Annotated in this window: 17 protein-coding genes; 7 read left to right on the top strand and 10 right to left on the bottom strand. The window is 46.7% G+C overall.

Annotated features, from left to right (window positions below; all coding sequences use genetic code 11):
* Nucleotides 1-22 precede the first annotated feature (22 nt).
* The 4 genes from OZ401_RS06825 to OZ401_RS06810 all read right to left on the bottom strand — a co-directional run bounded on the left by OZ401_RS06825 (nucleotide 23) and on the right by OZ401_RS06810 (nucleotide 4,051).
* A complete protein-coding gene (locus OZ401_RS06825) occupies nucleotides 23-958 on the bottom strand; it encodes a DMT family transporter (RefSeq protein WP_341467478.1) in 936 nt (311 codons plus the stop codon).
* On the bottom strand, nucleotides 948-2,501 hold the full coding sequence (locus OZ401_RS06820) for an ABC transporter ATP-binding protein (RefSeq protein ID WP_341467477.1): 1,554 nt from the start codon (nucleotides 2,499-2,501) through the stop codon (nucleotides 948-950). Before OZ401_RS06820 ends, OZ401_RS06825 begins: the two co-directional genes overlap by 11 nt.
* 83 nt (nucleotides 2,502-2,584) lie before the next feature.
* A complete protein-coding gene (locus tag OZ401_RS06815; protein WP_341467476.1) occupies nucleotides 2,585-3,487 on the bottom strand; it encodes a class I SAM-dependent methyltransferase in 903 nt (300 codons plus the stop codon).
* Between the two features lie 162 nt (nucleotides 3,488-3,649).
* Nucleotides 3,650-4,051 carry a helix-turn-helix domain-containing protein gene (locus tag OZ401_RS06810; RefSeq protein ID WP_341467475.1) on the bottom strand — a complete coding sequence of 134 codons (402 nt, stop codon included), beginning with the start codon at nucleotides 4,049-4,051 and terminating at the stop codon, nucleotides 3,650-3,652.
* A 617-nt stretch (nucleotides 4,052-4,668) separates the two neighbouring features.
* Between OZ401_RS06810 and OZ401_RS06805 the strand changes: the two genes are divergently transcribed.
* The 6 genes from OZ401_RS06805 (at nucleotide 4,669) to OZ401_RS06780 (ending at nucleotide 10,612) form a co-directional block, all read left to right on the top strand.
* Nucleotides 4,669-5,286, top strand: coding sequence for an acetate uptake transporter (locus tag OZ401_RS06805; RefSeq protein WP_341467474.1), 618 nt, complete (start codon nucleotides 4,669-4,671; stop codon nucleotides 5,284-5,286).
* A gap of 135 nt (nucleotides 5,287-5,421) precedes the next feature.
* Nucleotides 5,422-6,300 (top strand): DMT family transporter, encoded by an 879-nt coding sequence (locus OZ401_RS06800; protein ID WP_341467473.1) that lies wholly within the window; start codon nucleotides 5,422-5,424, stop codon nucleotides 6,298-6,300.
* An 88-nt stretch (nucleotides 6,301-6,388) separates the two neighbouring features.
* Nucleotides 6,389-8,338, top strand: a complete 1,950-nt coding sequence (locus OZ401_RS06795) for a RiPP maturation radical SAM C-methyltransferase (RefSeq protein WP_341467472.1) — start codon at nucleotides 6,389-6,391, stop codon at nucleotides 8,336-8,338.
* 351 nt (nucleotides 8,339-8,689) lie between these two features.
* On the top strand, nucleotides 8,690-9,028 hold the full coding sequence (locus OZ401_RS06790; protein ID WP_341467471.1) for a Nif11-like leader peptide family natural product precursor: 339 nt from the start codon (nucleotides 8,690-8,692) through the stop codon (nucleotides 9,026-9,028).
* Between the two features lie 240 nt (nucleotides 9,029-9,268).
* The gene (locus OZ401_RS06785; protein WP_341467470.1) at nucleotides 9,269-9,946 is read left to right on the top strand and encodes a DUF1345 domain-containing protein; all 678 of its coding nucleotides are present in this window, start codon (nucleotides 9,269-9,271) and stop codon (nucleotides 9,944-9,946) included.
* A 129-nt stretch (nucleotides 9,947-10,075) separates the two neighbouring features.
* Entirely contained in the window at nucleotides 10,076-10,612 is a 537-nt protein-coding gene (locus tag OZ401_RS06780; protein ID WP_341467469.1) for a peroxiredoxin, read from the top strand.
* A 62-nt stretch (nucleotides 10,613-10,674) separates the two neighbouring features.
* Here the strand turns inward: OZ401_RS06780 and OZ401_RS06775 are convergent, their stop codons facing one another.
* Together OZ401_RS06775 and OZ401_RS06770 are read right to left on the bottom strand one after the other, a co-directional pair.
* On the bottom strand, nucleotides 10,675-10,896 hold the full coding sequence (locus tag OZ401_RS06775) for an MbtH family protein (protein ID WP_341467467.1): 222 nt from the start codon (nucleotides 10,894-10,896) through the stop codon (nucleotides 10,675-10,677).
* Between the two features lie 122 nt (nucleotides 10,897-11,018).
* Nucleotides 11,019-11,228, bottom strand: coding sequence for a hypothetical protein (locus tag OZ401_RS06770; protein ID WP_341467466.1), 210 nt, complete (start codon nucleotides 11,226-11,228; stop codon nucleotides 11,019-11,021).
* 207 nt (nucleotides 11,229-11,435) lie between these two features.
* Between OZ401_RS06770 and OZ401_RS06765 the strand changes: the two genes are divergently transcribed.
* Nucleotides 11,436-12,659 (top strand): cation diffusion facilitator family transporter, encoded by a 1,224-nt coding sequence (locus tag OZ401_RS06765; protein ID WP_341467465.1) that lies wholly within the window; start codon nucleotides 11,436-11,438, stop codon nucleotides 12,657-12,659.
* 64 nt (nucleotides 12,660-12,723) lie between these two features.
* Here OZ401_RS06765 and OZ401_RS06760 read toward each other — a convergent pair whose 3' ends face one another.
* The 4 genes from OZ401_RS06760 to OZ401_RS06745 form a co-directional block, all read right to left on the bottom strand.
* Nucleotides 12,724-13,749: a tagatose 1,6-diphosphate aldolase gene (locus tag OZ401_RS06760; RefSeq protein ID WP_341467464.1), complete on the bottom strand. Its 1,026-nt coding sequence runs from the start codon at nucleotides 13,747-13,749 to the stop codon at nucleotides 12,724-12,726.
* A 220-nt stretch (nucleotides 13,750-13,969) separates the two neighbouring features.
* Nucleotides 13,970-15,202, bottom strand: coding sequence for a sugar ABC transporter permease (locus OZ401_RS06755; RefSeq protein WP_341467463.1), 1,233 nt, complete (start codon nucleotides 15,200-15,202; stop codon nucleotides 13,970-13,972).
* Nucleotides 15,203-15,204: 2 nt separating this feature from the next.
* Nucleotides 15,205-16,002 carry an ATP-binding cassette domain-containing protein gene (locus OZ401_RS06750; RefSeq protein ID WP_341467462.1) on the bottom strand — a complete coding sequence of 266 codons (798 nt, stop codon included), beginning with the start codon at nucleotides 16,000-16,002 and terminating at the stop codon, nucleotides 15,205-15,207.
* A 355-nt stretch (nucleotides 16,003-16,357) separates the two neighbouring features.
* On the bottom strand, nucleotides 16,358-17,563 hold the full coding sequence (locus OZ401_RS06745; RefSeq protein ID WP_341467461.1) for a sugar ABC transporter substrate-binding protein: 1,206 nt from the start codon (nucleotides 17,561-17,563) through the stop codon (nucleotides 16,358-16,360).
* Nucleotides 17,564-17,989: the final 426 nt, after the last annotated feature.

Genomic DNA, 17,989 nt, shown 5'->3' with positions numbered 1-17,989 from the left:
AAATCGCCCGGTTTGCAATACACTATATCAGAACTACCAACACCCCTAAAAGAGTAACTAAGGCTCCAAATAGCGAACTAATGGATGGAACCTGACCGTAGAATGCCCAAGCAAAAAATACCCCCAACGTTACTTCTTGTGTCGCAATTACATTCACATAGGTAGCATTCAAGCGGCGCAACCCGGCATTGTAAAGCGTATGACCTAAGCCTAACGGCACAATCCCTAGCCCTAGCAGCGCCAGCGCCGGTCCCCACGAGTATAACTTAAACCCCTCTCCTAATGAAAAACTGAGCAAAGCCGCCGGAAACATCCATAGCATGGCAAAACCGTACAACCCAAAAGCGTAGGATAAGAGCGAATAGTTATTCCTTTCACGCCTACCCGCAATTGAGTATAAACCATAGGCAACTGCCGAAGCCAGCGCCATCGAATCTCCTAGCAGCATTTCAGGCGTTAGCTTTGGCTCAAACCCCGCAAGTATCCCCACTCCCAACGCTGCTATAGCCACCCCCCCCCAACGCCGTTTACTGATATGTTCCTTCAGGAAAATGGCTGAGAAAATTGCCACAAAAGCGGGCGAAGTATAAACCAGTGTTAGTGTATGCGCAGCAGTGGTAAAGCTCAAGCTAGCAATATAAAGTACAAAATGTGCGGCGGTTATCAGCCCGTAAAGCGCGAAACGTGGCAGACTTTTCCGCTTGATTCCCAGTGGCTCATGCGTAATTTTGAGCAGAGTAAAAATAAACAGAGTAGCGATAATAAGTCGCCAGAAGGATTTCTCCACCGGGGGAACAGGATTGGCATATAATACCATCACTGCGCTGGTTCCAAAGAACCCAACCGCTACCAGCGAATAGATTAATCCAAGCCGCTTTTCTTTCTGGGCTTCGCCATGCTGCGCTACCTCTTGGACAAGCGCCTCCGTTTCATGCGCCACGGCTATTTTAGACCGCACCTGCCGTTGTTCCCGCACCCGCCATCAGCAAGCCGAGTTCCTCGCGAGTTACCTTATCCGCCTCAACAATTGCTACAACACGTCCTTTGTACATCACGGCGATGCGGTCAGAAAGAGACATAACCTCGTCCAATTCGCTGCTGACCAATAACACTGCCACCCCCGCATCGCGCTGTTCCACCAAGCCATTATGGATAAATTCGATTGAGCCGACATCCAAGCCACGAGTAGGCTGTACCGCAATCATCAACTTATTCTTGCGACTGAATTCACGCCCTACCACGCATTTCTGCTGATTGCCCCCGCTAAGTGAGCCACTGGGAGTTTGTACCGTAGGAGTACGCACATCAAACCGTTTCACCAACTCTAGCGCGTATTCATCTACCTTTTTTTCATTGATAGTTAGTCCGTTTGAGAAAGGTTCGCGATAATACGAACTCAGCACCATGTTGTAATCCACGCCAAACGAAAGCACCATTGCGAAACGTTGCCGATCTTGCGGTATATAGCCCACGCCTGCTTCCGTAATTTTGCGAGTGCTAGAATGTAGCAAATCCATACCGTTTAGAGTTGCGCTTCCTCCGGTGGCATGTCGCAGATGAGTCAGCACTTCCACCAATTCAATTTGACCGTTCCCCTCAACTCCGGCTACTCCCAATATTTCACCAGTTCTAACACTAAGGCTTGCACCTTGCAAAATTGCCACGCCGCGATCATCCAGCGCTTTCACATCATGCACCACCAGCACTTCTTCACCGGGATGTGAGGGACCTTTATTAACCTGTAATACCACTTCGCGCCCAACCATCAAAGAAGCTAAACTGGCTTCAGTCGCTTTGGAAAGATCATCCACGCTACCCACCACCTTGCCGCCCCGTAATACCACTACCCGGTCAGCTATTTGCAATACCTCTCTAAGTTTGTGGCTGATAAAGATAACCGATTTGCCCTGCGCGGTGAAATTGCGAATAATGTTTGCCAGATCATCCGCTTCCTGCGGAGTAAGCACCGAAGTGGGTTCATCAAGAATAAGGATATTGGCATTGCGGTAAAAAGCCTTGACAATCTCAACCCGTTGTTGCATCCCTACCGTCAGATCGCCTACCAACACATTAGGGTCTAAAGCTAAGCCGTAGCGGGCGCTCAACTCAGAAATATTTTTAGAAGCCGTCTTGAGGTCTAAACGCCCGCCCCCTTTGGCTATTTCGTTGCCCAGTATAATATTCTCGGTGACGGTGAGGGTGGGAACTAACATAAAATGCTGATGTACCATGCCGATTCCGGCGCGAATTGCCTCGTTAGGTCCACTGAATTTTAGCGGTTTGCCGTTCAGTAATACTTCCCCTTCATCAGGGTGGTATAGCCCGTACAGAATATTCATCAGAGTGGATTTGCCCGCTCCATTTTCACCCAGAAAAGCCAGAACCTCGCCCCGCTGTAGTCTGAAATTTATATTATCATTTGCCAAAACGCCCGGAAAGCGTTTGGTAATTCCGCGCACTTCAAGTACAGGGGCTTCTCCACTTTGATCAAGCTGAGCCAATTATAATCCTCACAATCAGGTAAAAAATTTCGGCGAACTTGCAGATATTTTAGCAGAACTACTGCTACCCGTCTAACATTAAATTACCGACTTCGCTTTTTCAGCACGTACAACTTTTGTAGACCATAATCGCCAATTTGGGGAAGAAGTGCGCTGACGCGATGCAAGAAGCCACGATAATTACGTTGCCCATTGCGCACAAAGAAGGGGTAAATTGCCCAAGTAAGCACATAGTAGGTACTGCTAAAATGTTTGATGCGTTTAACTTCGAAATAAGGCTCTATAAAACGTAGAATTTCCGGCTCATCCAGATAACAGTTATGCCAGAGTGGGGACATCGCTTCCAGACCTAATTTCTGGCGCAATCTATTTAGTTTCTCAGAGCTTTGTACTGTAACTTCTGAGACCATGAAAAGTCCGCCCGGTTTTAACACCCGGTGCGCTTCTAAAATCGCCGCCTTTTGATAAATCGGGCTACCTAGATTGATTAAGGTGCGTTTGGTATAAACCTTATCAAAAGTATTATCGGCAAAATCCAATTTCAGGAAATTGTTTACCTTGAAAAAAGCCGCCCCTTTAATATGCCCTGCCCGACTGAGGTTTACATTGGCATGTTCAATCATACTGGGCGCATAATCAATGCCGGTAATCCGAATCTGGCGCATCCGTGCCAGTTGCAAGGTAGTATAGCCATTGGCGCATCCGGCATCCAGCACCGTATCGTCATCATTGATATAGCGCGCCAGTACCAAACCTTCACGTTGCAGCATTGTCTCATCTACCCAACTTGCGCTTGGGGACAAGCCATACTTGCGACCACGCTGTTCCCAGTGATGGCGAATCGGTTCCAGATCGCGCGGCAAGTCGGTTAACCGATTACTTACATTACCGCTATCGGCGCTGGGATGCCTGCTGGGAGTATGACGTACAAAACTGGCATTTATTTCGTTTTTTTCAACGTGGGTAGGAACTTCTTCAGAACTCATGCTTAACTTCCCGCAGCAAAACTGAAATTGCTGTACTCGCTTCAACGTAATTCTGCATGGCAGCACGCTTTGATGTGGATAATTATAACAGATTTACAACTTAAGAAAAGGTTAAATAGCTGTCAGATTATATATATTTTCTGACCGTCTATATGCCCTATATCAGGATTTGTTTTCTTCCATCAAATGGCGTAAGACATCTTTAAGAAGGTTTAAATCACGGCGCGGCAAATTATTGATGCGGTCTGGAAGCAGATACACCCGCAGTTCAGGGTCATTGATTTCCGGACGACTAGTATTGTTATTAGTGGTACGATGACCCGCCATCTCCAACAACGCATCTTCACTCAACCCAAAGTAAATGGCTATCTTCCGCAGTGTTGCGGGGTCAGGATGACGGTATCCGCGCACAATATTACCTAGAGTAGCTTCGCCAAGCCCTGCTGCAAGGCTTGCGGCTCTTAAGGATATATTGCGTTCGCGGCAGAGGCGGTCTAGATAAAGAGCAAGAGGAGATTGGCTATTTCTCTTCCCGTAAGAATCATCTTTAGGTTTTCTTCCCACACAAATCTCCAAAGTAGCTATATGTCAGGTGAATTGATAGTACAAAGAGCATTTCCTAAAGTTTAGCAGAATTCGAGGCGTTTGTAAATTTCGTTCAATACCTTTTTACTCTACTATACCCTGTATTGAATGGTACTAATTAGAATTTTAGAGGTGAAATTAATAGCTGTAATAGAATCCACAAATGTAGGTAGATAGCTAAACTTTAACAGCTTTGCGCTATTTCCAGTCCTCACAAATTTGTGCTTTCAAAAATGCAAGTCGGTTAGAATCAAAACGATAAGTTGTGAATAATAGGGTGCGTGCAAGCATAATAGCCCAAATAATTTGAAAAGAAAGGTGTGCCTGTACAAATCGAGCTTCGAAGTATTCTCGAACGAATATTTTGCAAATTTGTTTTGTTTGTGATAAAATTTACAAACTTAAGTCTTCAGTAACCTTACGAAATATCTTGAGATCCGCCTGAATCAGTTTTTCCAGGAGCCTTCATCAAGAATCGGGATTTTTTGCAACGGGATTTTGCCCCGGCTTATTAGAGTTTGCCTTGCCACCGTTTCGACGGAGAACAGTTTTGATAATCAAGATCAGTTGAATTCAGAGAGGAGCTATTATATTTTATGCTTACGAGTATGGAAAAACCCCAAACCCAATCCAGCCCTATTGTAATTGAAAGCCCAATTGCCGACCCCGGTCCGTTGGGATTGGCAGCATTTGCCGTCACCACCTTCATTTTAAGCCTGAACAACGCCAAAATTACCGCCCCAGAGTTAGCACAATTATTTGTACCGCTGGCTCTATTCTACGGCGGGTTGACACAATTGCTGGCGGGTATGTGGGAATTTAAGAAGAATAACACCTTTGGCGCAACCGCTTTTTCGACCTATGGCGCGTTCTGGTTGGCGTTGGGTGCATTAAAAGTTATGGAAAACCTAAAGATAGTAACCTACGGCTCGTCCGGCAAAACCGGCGTGGGCGTATTCCTAATCGCTTTTGCTATCTTTACCCTCTACATGTGGGTAGCAACTTTCCGCATTAACTGGGCGCTGTTCACCGTGTTCACCTTGCTAGAGATAGCTTTCGTGCTGCTCATTCTCGCCGACCTCGGCTTTATTACCAGTGAGGCGGGCGGTTACGTAGGGCTGGCAACAGCGGCGGGCGCATGGTATGTATCAGCAGCAGGTGTACTAAACCCGCTGTACAAGCGCATTCTCTTACCCCTAGGTCCACGCAATTAGCCATCCTCAAGGATACTATCAGGCAAGGGGTTTAAGCCCCTTGCTTTTGTAATTTCCACAGCAATCCGGTGTGCTATAATAACCAAGTTCTTTCTTCATGTGCGCTTAAAATTCGTCAACCGGAGTTACCACCAATTGAAATTCCCGGATTTCCTGAGACTAATCCTGCTTGCTGCTATCTGGGGTGCTTCTTACATCTTTCTCAGAATCGCTTCACCAGTACTCGCCCCTGCCTTTCTGATTGAGCTTCGGGTTGGGTTAGCGGGTATTGCGCTGGTTCTATACGCGCTAGTAGCACGTAAGCATTTCAAGAGCGATGGCAGAATTCTTCCCTTTTTTATCGTAGGTGCGCTCAATTCCGCCATCCCTTTCACCCTAATCTCCACCGCCACAATTCATTTGACCGCCTCTTATGGCGCAGTCATCAACTCCACCACTCCACTATTTACTGCATTGGTGGCAGCAATCTGGCTGAAAGACTCTTTATCTTGGCGTAGGGGCGCAGGGCTTTTGATGGGATTAATTGGGGTAGTAGTGTTGGTAGGGCTTAGCCCCTTACCGCTTAGCGGGGAAGTGATCCTCTCAATTGTGTTTGCGCTGGTTGCAAGCCTTTGCTTCGGGATTTCCGGCGTTTACATCAAGTTGGCTTTAAGAAATACTACCTCACTAACGCTTGCCACTTGGCAACAGCTAACGGCGAGTCTGCTGCTGCTTCCGCTGGCAGCCACCGGAGTGCCTGCCACCTTTCCCTCATGGGAAGTAGTGGTGAGCGTGTTAGGGCTGGCGTTTCTCTCCACCTCAATAGGGTATCTGCTTTTCTTCCGGCTCATCCAAAGCGTCGGTCCGACTCGCACCAGCACCGTCACCTTTCTAGTACCGGTTTTTAGCATCGTATGGGGTATGCTCTTCCTAAACGAATCGGTGAGTCTTGGCATGCTACTTGGCTTTGGGATAGTGCTGGCAAGCGTAGTGCTGGTAACAGAACTGAAATTCCGGCAACCGAAATCTTTATGAGGCTGCCAGATAATATTTTTCTGGCAAAGTTGGCTTAAACCTTTCAAACCAATCGCATTTTCTTTGTAGAATCTGTTCAGGAGGTTATATGAACCAAGATTTCACTCAAATTGAAGATAACGTTGTAGAATCGGCAGAAAGCAAAAAGCTCTCAGTAGCGTTGGTAACCATGCCTTTTGCACAGTTTAAAAGACCTTCGCTGCAAATCGGCTTGCTAAAGTCAATTGCAGAAGCACACGGCTTTCCAACCACCACCTTTCATTTAAACCTAGACTTCGCCAAACAAATCGGTTTAGAGCCTTATTACTGTCTCAGTCAAACCATCATCCCCGTATTGGGAGAGTGGTTGTTTTCACTTGCCGCATTTGGGGATGCCAGCCCTGACCAGAATGACACTTTCCCCGAAATATATTCAGCCATTGTTGGCGCAGTAACCGCGGAAGCAAACATAACGGTGGAGCGGTTGGTGGAAATTCGGCGCATAGAAGCCCCCCTCTATATCGAGAAGTTGGTTGAAAATATAGCTTGGCATAATTTCCAAGTGGTCGGCTTTACCACCACTTTTCAACAAAACTGTGCCTCCTTTGCCCTCGCGCGCGCCCTAAAAAGTCGCTACCCTAACATCACCCTGATTTTTGGAGGGGCGAATTTTGAAGGGGAAATGGGCATTGAACTAGTACGTGCCCTAGACTTTATAGATTATGCCGTGATAGGAGAGGGAGATAAAGCATTCCCAGAATTTTTACAGGCATTGCAGGAAGGCAAAGACCCGGCAAACATTCCAAGTGTGGTCTGCAAACGCAACGGGCAAATTACCACTCCTAGAAACCGCCCCCTTCTACGGGAACTAGATGAGTTGCCCACCCCCGATTTTACCGAGTATTTTGAACGCGCCCATGCCCTTGAATTGCTCACCGATAAATTTTTGGGCGAGATTTCGCTACCGTTTGAAAGTTCGCGGGGATGTTGGTGGGGGCATAAGCGCCATTGCTCCTTCTGCGGGTTAAATGGAATGGGAATTGATTATCGCAAGAAATCTATTGATCGGGTGCTGGAAGAATTATCTGAGTTATCCGGTTACCCCCATTTCTGTTTGGGAGCAACCGACAGTATCCTAGATTACAAGGAAGCTGACACATACCTGAGCCGACTTGCTGCATTGCCTACCAAATTTAATTTATTTTATGAGGTAAAAGCCAATCAATCAAGGGGTCAAATCAAAAAATTTAAGGATGCGGGTATAAATCAAATCCAACCCGGAATCGAATCCCTTAACAGCCATGTGCTGCAACTGATGAGGAAAGGGATTACCGGAATCCAGAATGTAAACACGCTGCGTTGGGCGAAATACTACCGGATACATGTGGCATGGCAAATTATCTGGGGCTTCCCCGGAGAGACGGAGGAAGATTACCGGCAGCAAGCTGCGCTGATGTCAAAGCTGTTTCATTTAGAACCGCCTACAATAGCAACCCGGATGTGGCTGCAGCGTTTTAGCCCCAGTTACACTGAACGGGAGAATTTCCCAACCCGATTCATGCGCCCGGATGCCAGTTATGCATTGGCTTATCCCGAAACCATAGACCTGAACCGGATAGCTTACTTTTTTGATTACGAGTTTGAGCAATCCCTTCCCTTAAAAGCCTATGAGGAATTAAACAATCAGGTGGAACAGTGGAATACAGCTTGGCAAAATCCGCAGGAATTGCCCAGTTTGCGGTTTCGCATAAACTCTGGGGAGTTGCAAATTTTTGACAGGCGAGACCGCTCCAACCCAATTGAGTATAATTTTGATGAGTCCTATGCCCTGCTATATCATGCATGCAGCGAAAAGCCCCATTCTTCTCTAGCCTTGAAAACGAGCCTGAACCTTAAAGAAACAGATTCTCAAGTTAGAGCAAAGTTGCTGGAATTCTGTGAAAAAGGACTGATGATGCAAGATGGGAGTTTTTTCCTAAGTCTCGCGCTTCCGGTAGCCGAAACATCTGACATGCTGCTGGATAAAATTCTTCCGATAGGGTTGCGGCAGAAAGCTTAAGCAAACACCTAATATAGCTGATCAACCAAGAGTTTTTTTACAAATTCTTAACCTTTAAGTTCTAGATTCTTTGCTACACTACAAGAGGTTTGTAGGTGTAATCTCGACATCTTATAGTAATATTTCAAGCTTTATATCAAAACAGTCATATCCAACTTTTCTGGCGTTTTTTTGAGTAATTCTATTAACTTAAATCACATCGCTTAGTCCCTTCGCTTTTTTACAATAATTGTTCGTTTTCTAATATCGTCTGCAAATTGTAGCTTTCTAGGGCAATAACCCTAATTTAATAGAGCATTAAAGTTATTGTTGTAACATCAATCGTTATACCAACTTGAAAGGAGACCTATTATGTCTGAACAAGCTGCAAGCGAGTTTCTGGAAAACATGGACAAGGATGATGCATTGAGAAGCAAGGTTGTCTCTCTGGGTAATAACATTTCAGCGGACGTTGTTGTCGCTTTAGCTGCCGAAAACGGCTATTCCTTCACTTCCGAAGAACTCATCGCTGCTGGGTCCACACGTATTGCTCCCGGCGCAAGCGGTGAACTTCCCGATGAGGCACTCGACCAAGTTGCCGGCGGCGGGAGTGTTACAATATCGTGGGGTTCCAGGAACATTAGGGGCAACTCAGCAATAAACCCCGGCAATCTGAATCCAGGAAGTATGGGAGGTATTGGCGGTCATTAATTCGGCGCTATTACGCTAATAGGCTTTTGTTTCTCGCAGGGGAATAACCATAGCCCTAGATGAGTTTGAGGTTATTCCCCTCTTATTTGCAAATCCACATTCCCCTCATTGCAAACACACCCAGAAAATGGAAATCTATAGCCTTCTTTCCCGATTCAGCCGAAAGAATCTGGTAAATTCCCGCGTTTTGTGTTAAATAGAACAGGGTAGATAAAACTGTTTTTCACAAAGGGATAAAATATGCCCGCAACTACTGAGAATAAACCCGGCAAAAAACATGTGCCTATTCCACATGAGCAGTGGATTAGCATCCGACGCTGGCCCGTAATTCTTGCGCTGCTGTTCACCAGTGGAATATTTCTTGTAATTTCGGATAGGTTGTCAATTGGCCCAAACTGGTTGCCCTTCTTGGCTATCGTGATGTTAATGATTCCACTCACTATGTCACGGTTGCGTGGGCATCAGCGGCTTACCCGCATCCTCGGTTTGATAATTACCGGAGTCGTAACGTTAGCACTTGCCAGTAGTGTGGTGTTACTAATCACCTCGCTTTTAACCAAAAGTATTGAAGCAGCCAACTTGTTGCGAGATGCTGGTTTGATTTGGACCGCGAATGTAATGACGTTCTCGGTTTGGTACTGGGAAATAGACCGAGGCGGGCCGGTAGCGCGTCACACCCACTGCGACACACGCCCAGATTTTCTGTTCCCTCAAATGAATATGCATGAGGATGATTGGGATAACTGGGTACCGATGTTTATAGATTACATCTTTCTAGCCTTCAACCACAGTACGGCTTTCAGTCCCACCGATACGGCGGTATTGAGCGCAAAGGCTAAAATACTGGTGATGGCGCAGGCTTCCATTTCGCTAGTGGTACTGGCAGTGTTGGCTTCGAGAGCTGTAAATATACTTTGACACAATCTTAACTAATAATGATTACTAATTACTATTGACAACGATTTAATATTTGCTATAATAGCCTCTGTAAGATAAAAATTAAAACTATCCCCAATTGGGGGTTAATATTTATGGGAGGTTATAAAAATGTCACTGGTAGGTAAAGCAGCGCCCGATTTTAATATGCCCAGCACCAAAAATCTTGATACCCTTGACGAAAATGTGAAACTATCCGATTATCGCGGAAAATGGTTGGTATTGTTCTACTATCCGATGGATTTTACCTATGTATGCCCTACTGAGGTGACCGCTTTCAGCGAAAGAATTGCCGATTTCAAAGCCCTTAATGCAGAAGTAGTAGGTGTCAGCACCGATAGCAAATACACCCACAAAGCATGGATTGAAACCGCGCCAGCTAACAACGGCATCGGCTTGATCAACTATCCGCTCGCCGCCGACCAAACCTTACGTGTCAGCCGCGATTACGGCGTATTGATTGAGGATCAGGGAGTATCGTTACGCGGTTTGTTCCTGATTGACCCGGATGGCACAGTGCAATACGAAGTGGTACATAACCTGAGCGTGGGGCGCAATGTGGATGAAATCCTGCGCGTACTGGAAGCCCTACAAACCGGCGAACGCTGCGGCGCAAACTGGAAGCCCGGTCAAAAAACCATTAATTAAAGCAACCAAAAAGGGGCGTTTGTAGCGCCCCTCTTTTATATTTATATCTGTTTATGGGCTTATCAGCCCTCGGTTTGTTCTTCCATCTTCTGAAGCAATGAAAGCGGACGCATATCCGTCCACACCTCCTTGATATAATCAAGGCACTCCTGTTTAGTACCCGATTTCCCAACATCGCTCCAGCCTAAAGCATTTTCGCGGTAGGCAGGCCAAATTGAATACTGCTCTTCATGGTTCATTACTACTTTATATATAGTGTTATCTTCACGGTCATCCCAACTCATCGTAAACTCCTTCGTTCGAGCTTGAATCATTCAAAATATATTTTGGTACTACAAAACAACGATAGTAGCACGCTGAATATATCTTACCAGAACTTGGAGCAAATCAAACAGCGCAAGGCAGCCTAAAATTTGCCGATTATAGAGTTAGTGGTATCATCTCTATTTTTCAAAACGCGCGAAGCCAGATGTTGCGCTTGGTTATACTGCGACATACAGTCCTGAATTTCAAAATTGTTTGGCTTGTATGCAATATTCACTCTACCGCCGCTCACATTATCCAGAGCTTCATCTGAGAGAACTTCTTCGTGTTCGGTTTTCTGCGCTTTATCCATTTTATTTCTCCTTTTTAAAGTCTAATTGTTGATAAGTACATAATATCTGTCCCCTTGCTTATTTTTTATAAACCATTTCACATCGTCAGGGTGCTATACATCACAGCATTTTATATATCTATATGTTTATTTGAACAAGTATTCAAATAGTTGTATAATCATGTTATCATATAAAACATTAGTGTAGTTAATTTATGGAGGTAAAAAATGTCCGAGAAGCCCAAAACATTAGCAAGTTTGAAAAACGAAGTGGTTGAACCCCACGAGCATGATCACGATGATCACGAACATAGCCACGACGATCACGAGCATGACCACGAAGATGAGCATTCGCGCGCCCATACGCTGAATCTGGAACACAATCACGATGATCACGAACATGACCACGACGACCATGATCACGAACATGGGCATGACCACGACCATAACAAGGGCTTTTTCGGACGCATTTTTGGAGGACTAATACACAGCCACGCGCATGAAGGCGAAGGTGGTCCGGCGCGTTATATGCAGGAAAGCGCGCGCGGCATTTGGGCTATCAAAATCTCGTTGGGTGGGTTGGCACTAACCGCTCTTTTTCAGGTAGTAATAGTCATTATAAGTGGTAGCGCGGGTTTGTTAGCAGATACAATTCACAATTTTGCCGATGCGCTTACCGCTATTCCGCTGTGGATTGCCTTCGTGATAGGTCGGAGGGCTGCGAACCGTCGCTATACTTACGGCTACGGACGCGCCGAGGATATTGCTGGTCTGTTTGTGGTGTTGATAATCTTTATCAGCGTAGTAGTGGCGCTTTACGAATCAATAGATCGGATAGTTAACCCGCAACCTATCACCAATATCGGTTGGGTGATGGCGGCAGCAATTATCGGCTTTATAGGCAATGAGGCAGTGGCATTCTTCCGCATCACTGTTGGACGCGAAATCAATAGCGCGGCATTAATCGCGGATGGGCAACATGCGCGTGCCGATGGTTTAACCAGCCTCGCGGTATTGGCAGGAGCAGTGGGCGTTTTGTTGGGCTTCCCGTTGGCAGACCCGATAGTAGGTTTGTTGATTACGGGTGCAATCATCTTGATTTTGAAAGATTCGGCTAAGGCAATGTACCATCGGGTAATGGATGCGATTGATCCCGCCATTCTGGATAAAATCGAGCGCGAGGCAAAAGCGGTAGAAGGAGTGCGTTTGGTGGATAATCTACGGGCGCGCTGGCATGGTCATAAGATTTTCGCCGAGCTTTCGATTGAGGTGGACGGGGCATTGACCACCTCCGCCAGTCATGATATTGGTGAGGAAGTGCGCCATCGTCTGTGGCATAGCGTAACCACACTGGAAGATGCAGTGGTACATGTCGACCCTTATATTGATGGCTCAAATAGCCACCACGACTCAACCGCACATCATCTACGCGCCAACAACGCAAGCAAATAAAAAAAGGTGGGTTACTTCAAGCTAAAGAAGTAACCCACCACAATTTGTTCAAATGACAGGGAAATTAACCCACTACTTCGATATTATCCAGTCCACCGTAAGCAGAATACCAAGGCTTGCCGCCCTTTGCAAGCACTTCATTGAGCGCCTGGATGTTCTTAACGCCTCGATCTAGCAACCATTCTTCCAGAGCAGCGCCACCCTTCTCACCGAAAACTGGAACGCCCTCTTTCCAAGTTGCGCGTCCACACAACACACCGCTATAGCCCACGCCCGCTTCGGCAGCGAGTTCGAGGCTCTCGCGGAACACATCATCGTCCACACCTGCGCTCAGGTAAATGAAAGGTCTTTTGGCAACTGCGGCGGAGGAATGGAAGAATCCCAGCGCGGCTTGCTTGTCGTAAGCGGCTTCGCCACCTTTGAAGGCTCGGCTACCCGCCAAAAATTCCACATTGAAAGGAATTTCTACCTTCAAAATGTCCACGCCATAGCGGTCTTTGGAAAATTCTTCCATATAGGCAGTGACATATTTCGGTTTTATCTTGGCAAATTCCAGACCCTTCTCGTCATAATTGTCGTCATAAGCAAGGGGTTCGAGGAAGAAAGGAACATCTACTGCCGCACATTCCGCGCCGATACGCTCGATAAAAGCGGTTTTTACGGAATTAATAGCCTTATCGTCAAAAGGATTGTAATACAGCAGGATTTTGACCGCATCTGCGCCAGATTCGAGCAAACGACGGGCGCTCCACTCAGGCAACAGGTCGGGCAAGCGACCCTTTACACCAACATCGTAGCCAGTTTTTTCATAAGCCAGCAAAACGCCGGTGCCGGGAGCGCGCGCTTCCAGCGAAGGCAAGCCGTATTCGGGATCCATCAGGATGGCGCTAGAATAGGGAGTTAATACCTTGGTAACGATAGTTTTAAACTCGGTAAGAACATCGTCAGCAACAGCAGTACCACGCGCCTTTTCAATGCTCTTTTTCAGCGAACCGCGCTGATCCATAGCAGCAGCAGCGATGATACCATTACTATCACTGCAATTCTGGATACGGGTAAATTTACCCTTTGTCATTTTTACTTTACTCATGAAACCCCTCTTCACAAATTATTTGGTTAGTTCAAGTGGTTGGTGCAGAGTATTAAGCTTTTGGGTTAAAGCTTCTTTCACATGCGTATATTTTAGCACTTTGAAACCAAGAATGCCAATTTATTAGTATTAAATGCACAAAAGTTCAGTTCATTTTTAGTTAGTATTAAAAAAGCAAGGGGCTTAAACCCCTTGCCTGAAGCTGATTAGATTCTTGAGGTTAGCGACGATTGGAAGAACGCCGTGCCAACGCATCGGCAGTTACCGCCAAGATCAAGACTGTGCCCTCTACAACGTTCTTTATGCTTTGTTCTTGATCTTGCAAAGTCAAACCATTTTCAAGGCTGCCGATTACCAACGCGCCCAATACAACTGCCCAGATTGAGCCGCGTCCACCGAACAAACTAACCCCCCCGATTACTGCCGCCGCAATAGCGCGCAACAACAAAGTAGAGTCTATCTGGGTGGCAGCAGCGGTGCTACGCGACAACAGCATAATTCCAGCGAACGCCGCCAGCGTAGAAGCCAACGCGAAAATGGAAAGCTTCATCATAGTGGTATTGATACCGGCGCGGCGAGCCGCTTCACTATTACCACCCACCGCATAAAGGTGTCGCCCATAGGTAGTTCTAGTTAGTAATACCCAGATAGCAACAACCAGCCCAATCCAGATTAAACCGGCAATCGGTACACCATTATAAGACTGAAGTAGCCAGATAATACCTACCGGTATTACTATAGCCACCCCAAACTGAATGCCTAACCGTATGGGGGCTTTGGTTTTTAAACCAATTGTAGCGCGGCGGCGTTGTTCCAAAAGGACAAACCCGATATACAAGCCAATACCAACTAAAGGAACCAACCAACCGGCGATAGTATCCATATAGTTAGGAGCGAGGTCACGAATAACCGGATCGCGCACCGTTAGGGTAGTTTGGCGACCCATTACCAGCAACAGGATACCGGCGTAGAAAATAGAACCGGCAAGAGTGACAATGAAGGAGGGGACGCGCAGCACTGCGATAAAGAAGCCGTTGACTAACCCGATAACAGCGCCCGCCACCAAGCCAGCGAGAATTGCCAGCCAAGGATTCCAGTCTTGATAAACCGACAGCACTGCCGTTACTGCCGCACAAGCCTGTGAAACCGCCGCAAGGCTTAGGTCGATTTCACCGAGTAACAGTACCAGAATCGCGGCGATACCAATAATACCGACCGAGACCACCTGTTGAATCAGGTTCGAGATATTACGTGGATCGAGGAAGATACCGTTGGTAGAAATCTGGAAGTAGATTATGATAATCAGTAAGGTAAACAGCACCGGTAGAAAACCTAAATCTTGGCGCAACAACGCTTTTATGCTAAATTTTTCCGCCGGTGGCGGTGGCACTGTTCCGGCAAGACCGGGTAATTTTTCTACTACCGCACTTTCGGTTTTGAGTTCATTACTCATAGTTATACCTCTGCCTCCGTACCCGCCGGAATATCACCGAATTCGGCTCCGGTAATTGCTCCCACCACTTTTTCAGGGGTTGTGTTCTTAATATCAAAGGTGGCAGAGCGCCGTCCTAAGCGCATCACAATCGCCCGATCCACTACCTCAAATACATCATGGAGGTTGTGGGAGATAACCACTACCGCCAGACCTTGCTCACGCAAGCGACGGATCAGGTTCAAAACCTGTTTGGTTTGAGCGACACCGAGCGCAGCGGTAGGCTCATCCAGCAAAACCACTTTGGGCTTGCGCAGGATGGTCTTGGCAACAGCGATAGATTGACGCTGCCCACCGGAGAGTGCCGCAACCGGCACTCGCACCGAAGGGATTTTCACATCCAGTGTGCGCAATACATTAAGGGTGAGCCGTTCCATCTCTACTTCATTAAGAGTACCCATCAGTAGCTCTTCGCGACCAAGCCAGAGATTAGCCACCACGTCGAGATTATCGCAAAGCGCTAGGTCTTGGTACACCGTTTCAATCCCATGGTGGTTGGCATCTTGAGGAGAAGTTATATGAACACTTTCTCCTTCTATAAAATAGTCGCCGGAATCCGGGATATAGACACCTGAAATTACTTTAATGAGGGTGGATTTGCCCGCGCCGTTGTCACCAACAAGCCCCACCACCTCCCCGGCATAGGCTTCAAAATCTACATTCATCAGCGCGCGCACCGCACCGAAGGTTTTATTTATGCCTTTTAGCTGCAAGCGCGGTACCCCCATACCGGCAGTTGTAGCAGTTACTTTCTCACTCATTCCTGTTTCTCATCTTCTACCCCTAGAGGAGTGTTTCTGGGCGGTTGGTTATAGACAAATCTGCAAGCAGTCAGGCTTACTTTCGAAATATACCACTATATTTTATATGAATGGTTTAGCGTTAAGACTTATACACTCTGGTTTTCCTCAACATTACGTTGAGAAATTATGCCAACCTGATGAGGTGAAATATCTCTGAAGTTCTGTAGTACGTTGGTTTGCTACACGGAGCAGACATGAAACACCCCTGCAATCAGGATACTCACGCTGTTTTACTCAGGATGGCATAGGTGTGAACAGACTCGGATAAAATTGCCCCCACTCTTGTGGGAATGGGGGCATTTGTTTACCGGAATTAGCAGATACCACCGGTACCAGCGGGAAGACCTTTGCAGGCATTTTCTTTCTTGACGAAACCGTCTTTGAACACAGTGGAGACGATGTTGTCTTTAGTTACGGTTACAGGAACCGCTAGCACGGACGGAACATCTACGCCACCTTTGGTCTTGGTCTTGCCATTTATAATGCTACCGGGGTCTGTACCAGCGGCAAGAGCGGCTACCAATTGACCTGTCGCTTTGGCTTCTAGCGGGATGGCTTTGTAAACAGTCATACCCTGATCGCCGGTGATGATATTCTTGATACCATCATCAGAAGCATCCTGACCGGTAACAGGTACTTTACCGTTCAACTTCTGGGCACGTAGCGCGGCGATAACAGTGTTAGCCATACCGTCGTTAGCAACGTAAGCGATCTGGAGGTCATTCTTCTGAGCAGTCAAAACGCCTTCCATCAAGGTTTGGGCTTTGGCATTGTCCCAATCCGGGGTGTACTGATCGTAAACCAAGGTCAAGTCGCCGCTGTCAACCAGAGGTTTCAGCTTATTGAGAGCGCCTTGGCGGAAAAGCAGCGCGTTGTTGTCGGTCTGACCACCGTTGATCATCGCCAGTTTCGCGCCCTTTTTCAGACCGTAGTTACCGGCTTTGTATTGGTCAGCCAGCCACTGACCCTGCAACTCGCCCACCTTCACATTGTCGAAGGAGACGTAGTAAGCGAGGTCATTGTCTTGAATCAAGCGGTCGTAAGCGATAACCGGCACTTTGGCGGCTTTAGCTTTCTGCACGATGGCGGAAGCTTTGTCACCGTCTTTTGCGCCTACTACCAAAATGCAAGCGCCTTTGGTTAGTGCAGCTTCAGCTTGGTTCTGCTGAGTATCAGCATTGTTACTGGCATTGGAATATTGAATGGTAGCGCCGGGGATAGCGGCAGCAATTTCCTGCTGAAGCAGTGGGCGGTCTAAGGCTTCCCAGCGGAATGAAGAATCGGTCTCAGGCAGCAGAATTGCAACGTTCTTGCAGCCTTTAGCCGCAGAGAGGTCGGCTTTTGCTCCGGTAGCGCCAGAAGCAGTAGTAGCGACTGCGGCAGTGGTAGCAGCGGCAGTGGTAGCAGCCGGGACAGGAGTGGCAGTGTTGTCGCCACAAGCGCCTAGCATCATGGCAGAACCCATCACAACCGCCAATCCAAGACCGAACTTTTTGTACAGGGACTTGGTAAGATTCATCCTTGCCTCCTTGGTAGGTAAGTGAACAGCAATGTTACGCTTCTTAAGGACGGGGGCACATTACAAAGCCAGAAATTTGCAGACTTCAGCCGATGATTTGGAAAAGTCATTAAATTTCCGGGCAAAGTCATACCCGCTCATTTATTCCCAAAAAAACTGGGAATTGAACTAATCTGAACTGCTAACCATGCTTAAAACATGGGATTTTATCATTGCAGCTTTTGTTATAACCTATGCGATTTGCGAGAGATTGGTCTGCTGAAAGGTGTAGTTGTTTAACTTAATTATAGTTAACTAGAAAAATCATAAATCATTTTGATTTATTTGTCAATAGGTTTTTTCTATAAATCAATTTGATTTATTAAATTGGAAACCTATTGCATATTTTGTAAAAAGATTCTATCCTTGATAAGACAGAAACTTTCC

Source organism: Candidatus Chlorohelix allophototropha (assembly GCF_030389965.1).
In the GTDB taxonomy this organism is placed as follows: Bacteria; Chloroflexota; Chloroflexia; order Chloroheliales; family Chloroheliaceae; genus Chlorohelix; species Chlorohelix allophototropha.
This window is presented reverse-complemented; position numbering and strand designations above follow the sequence as displayed.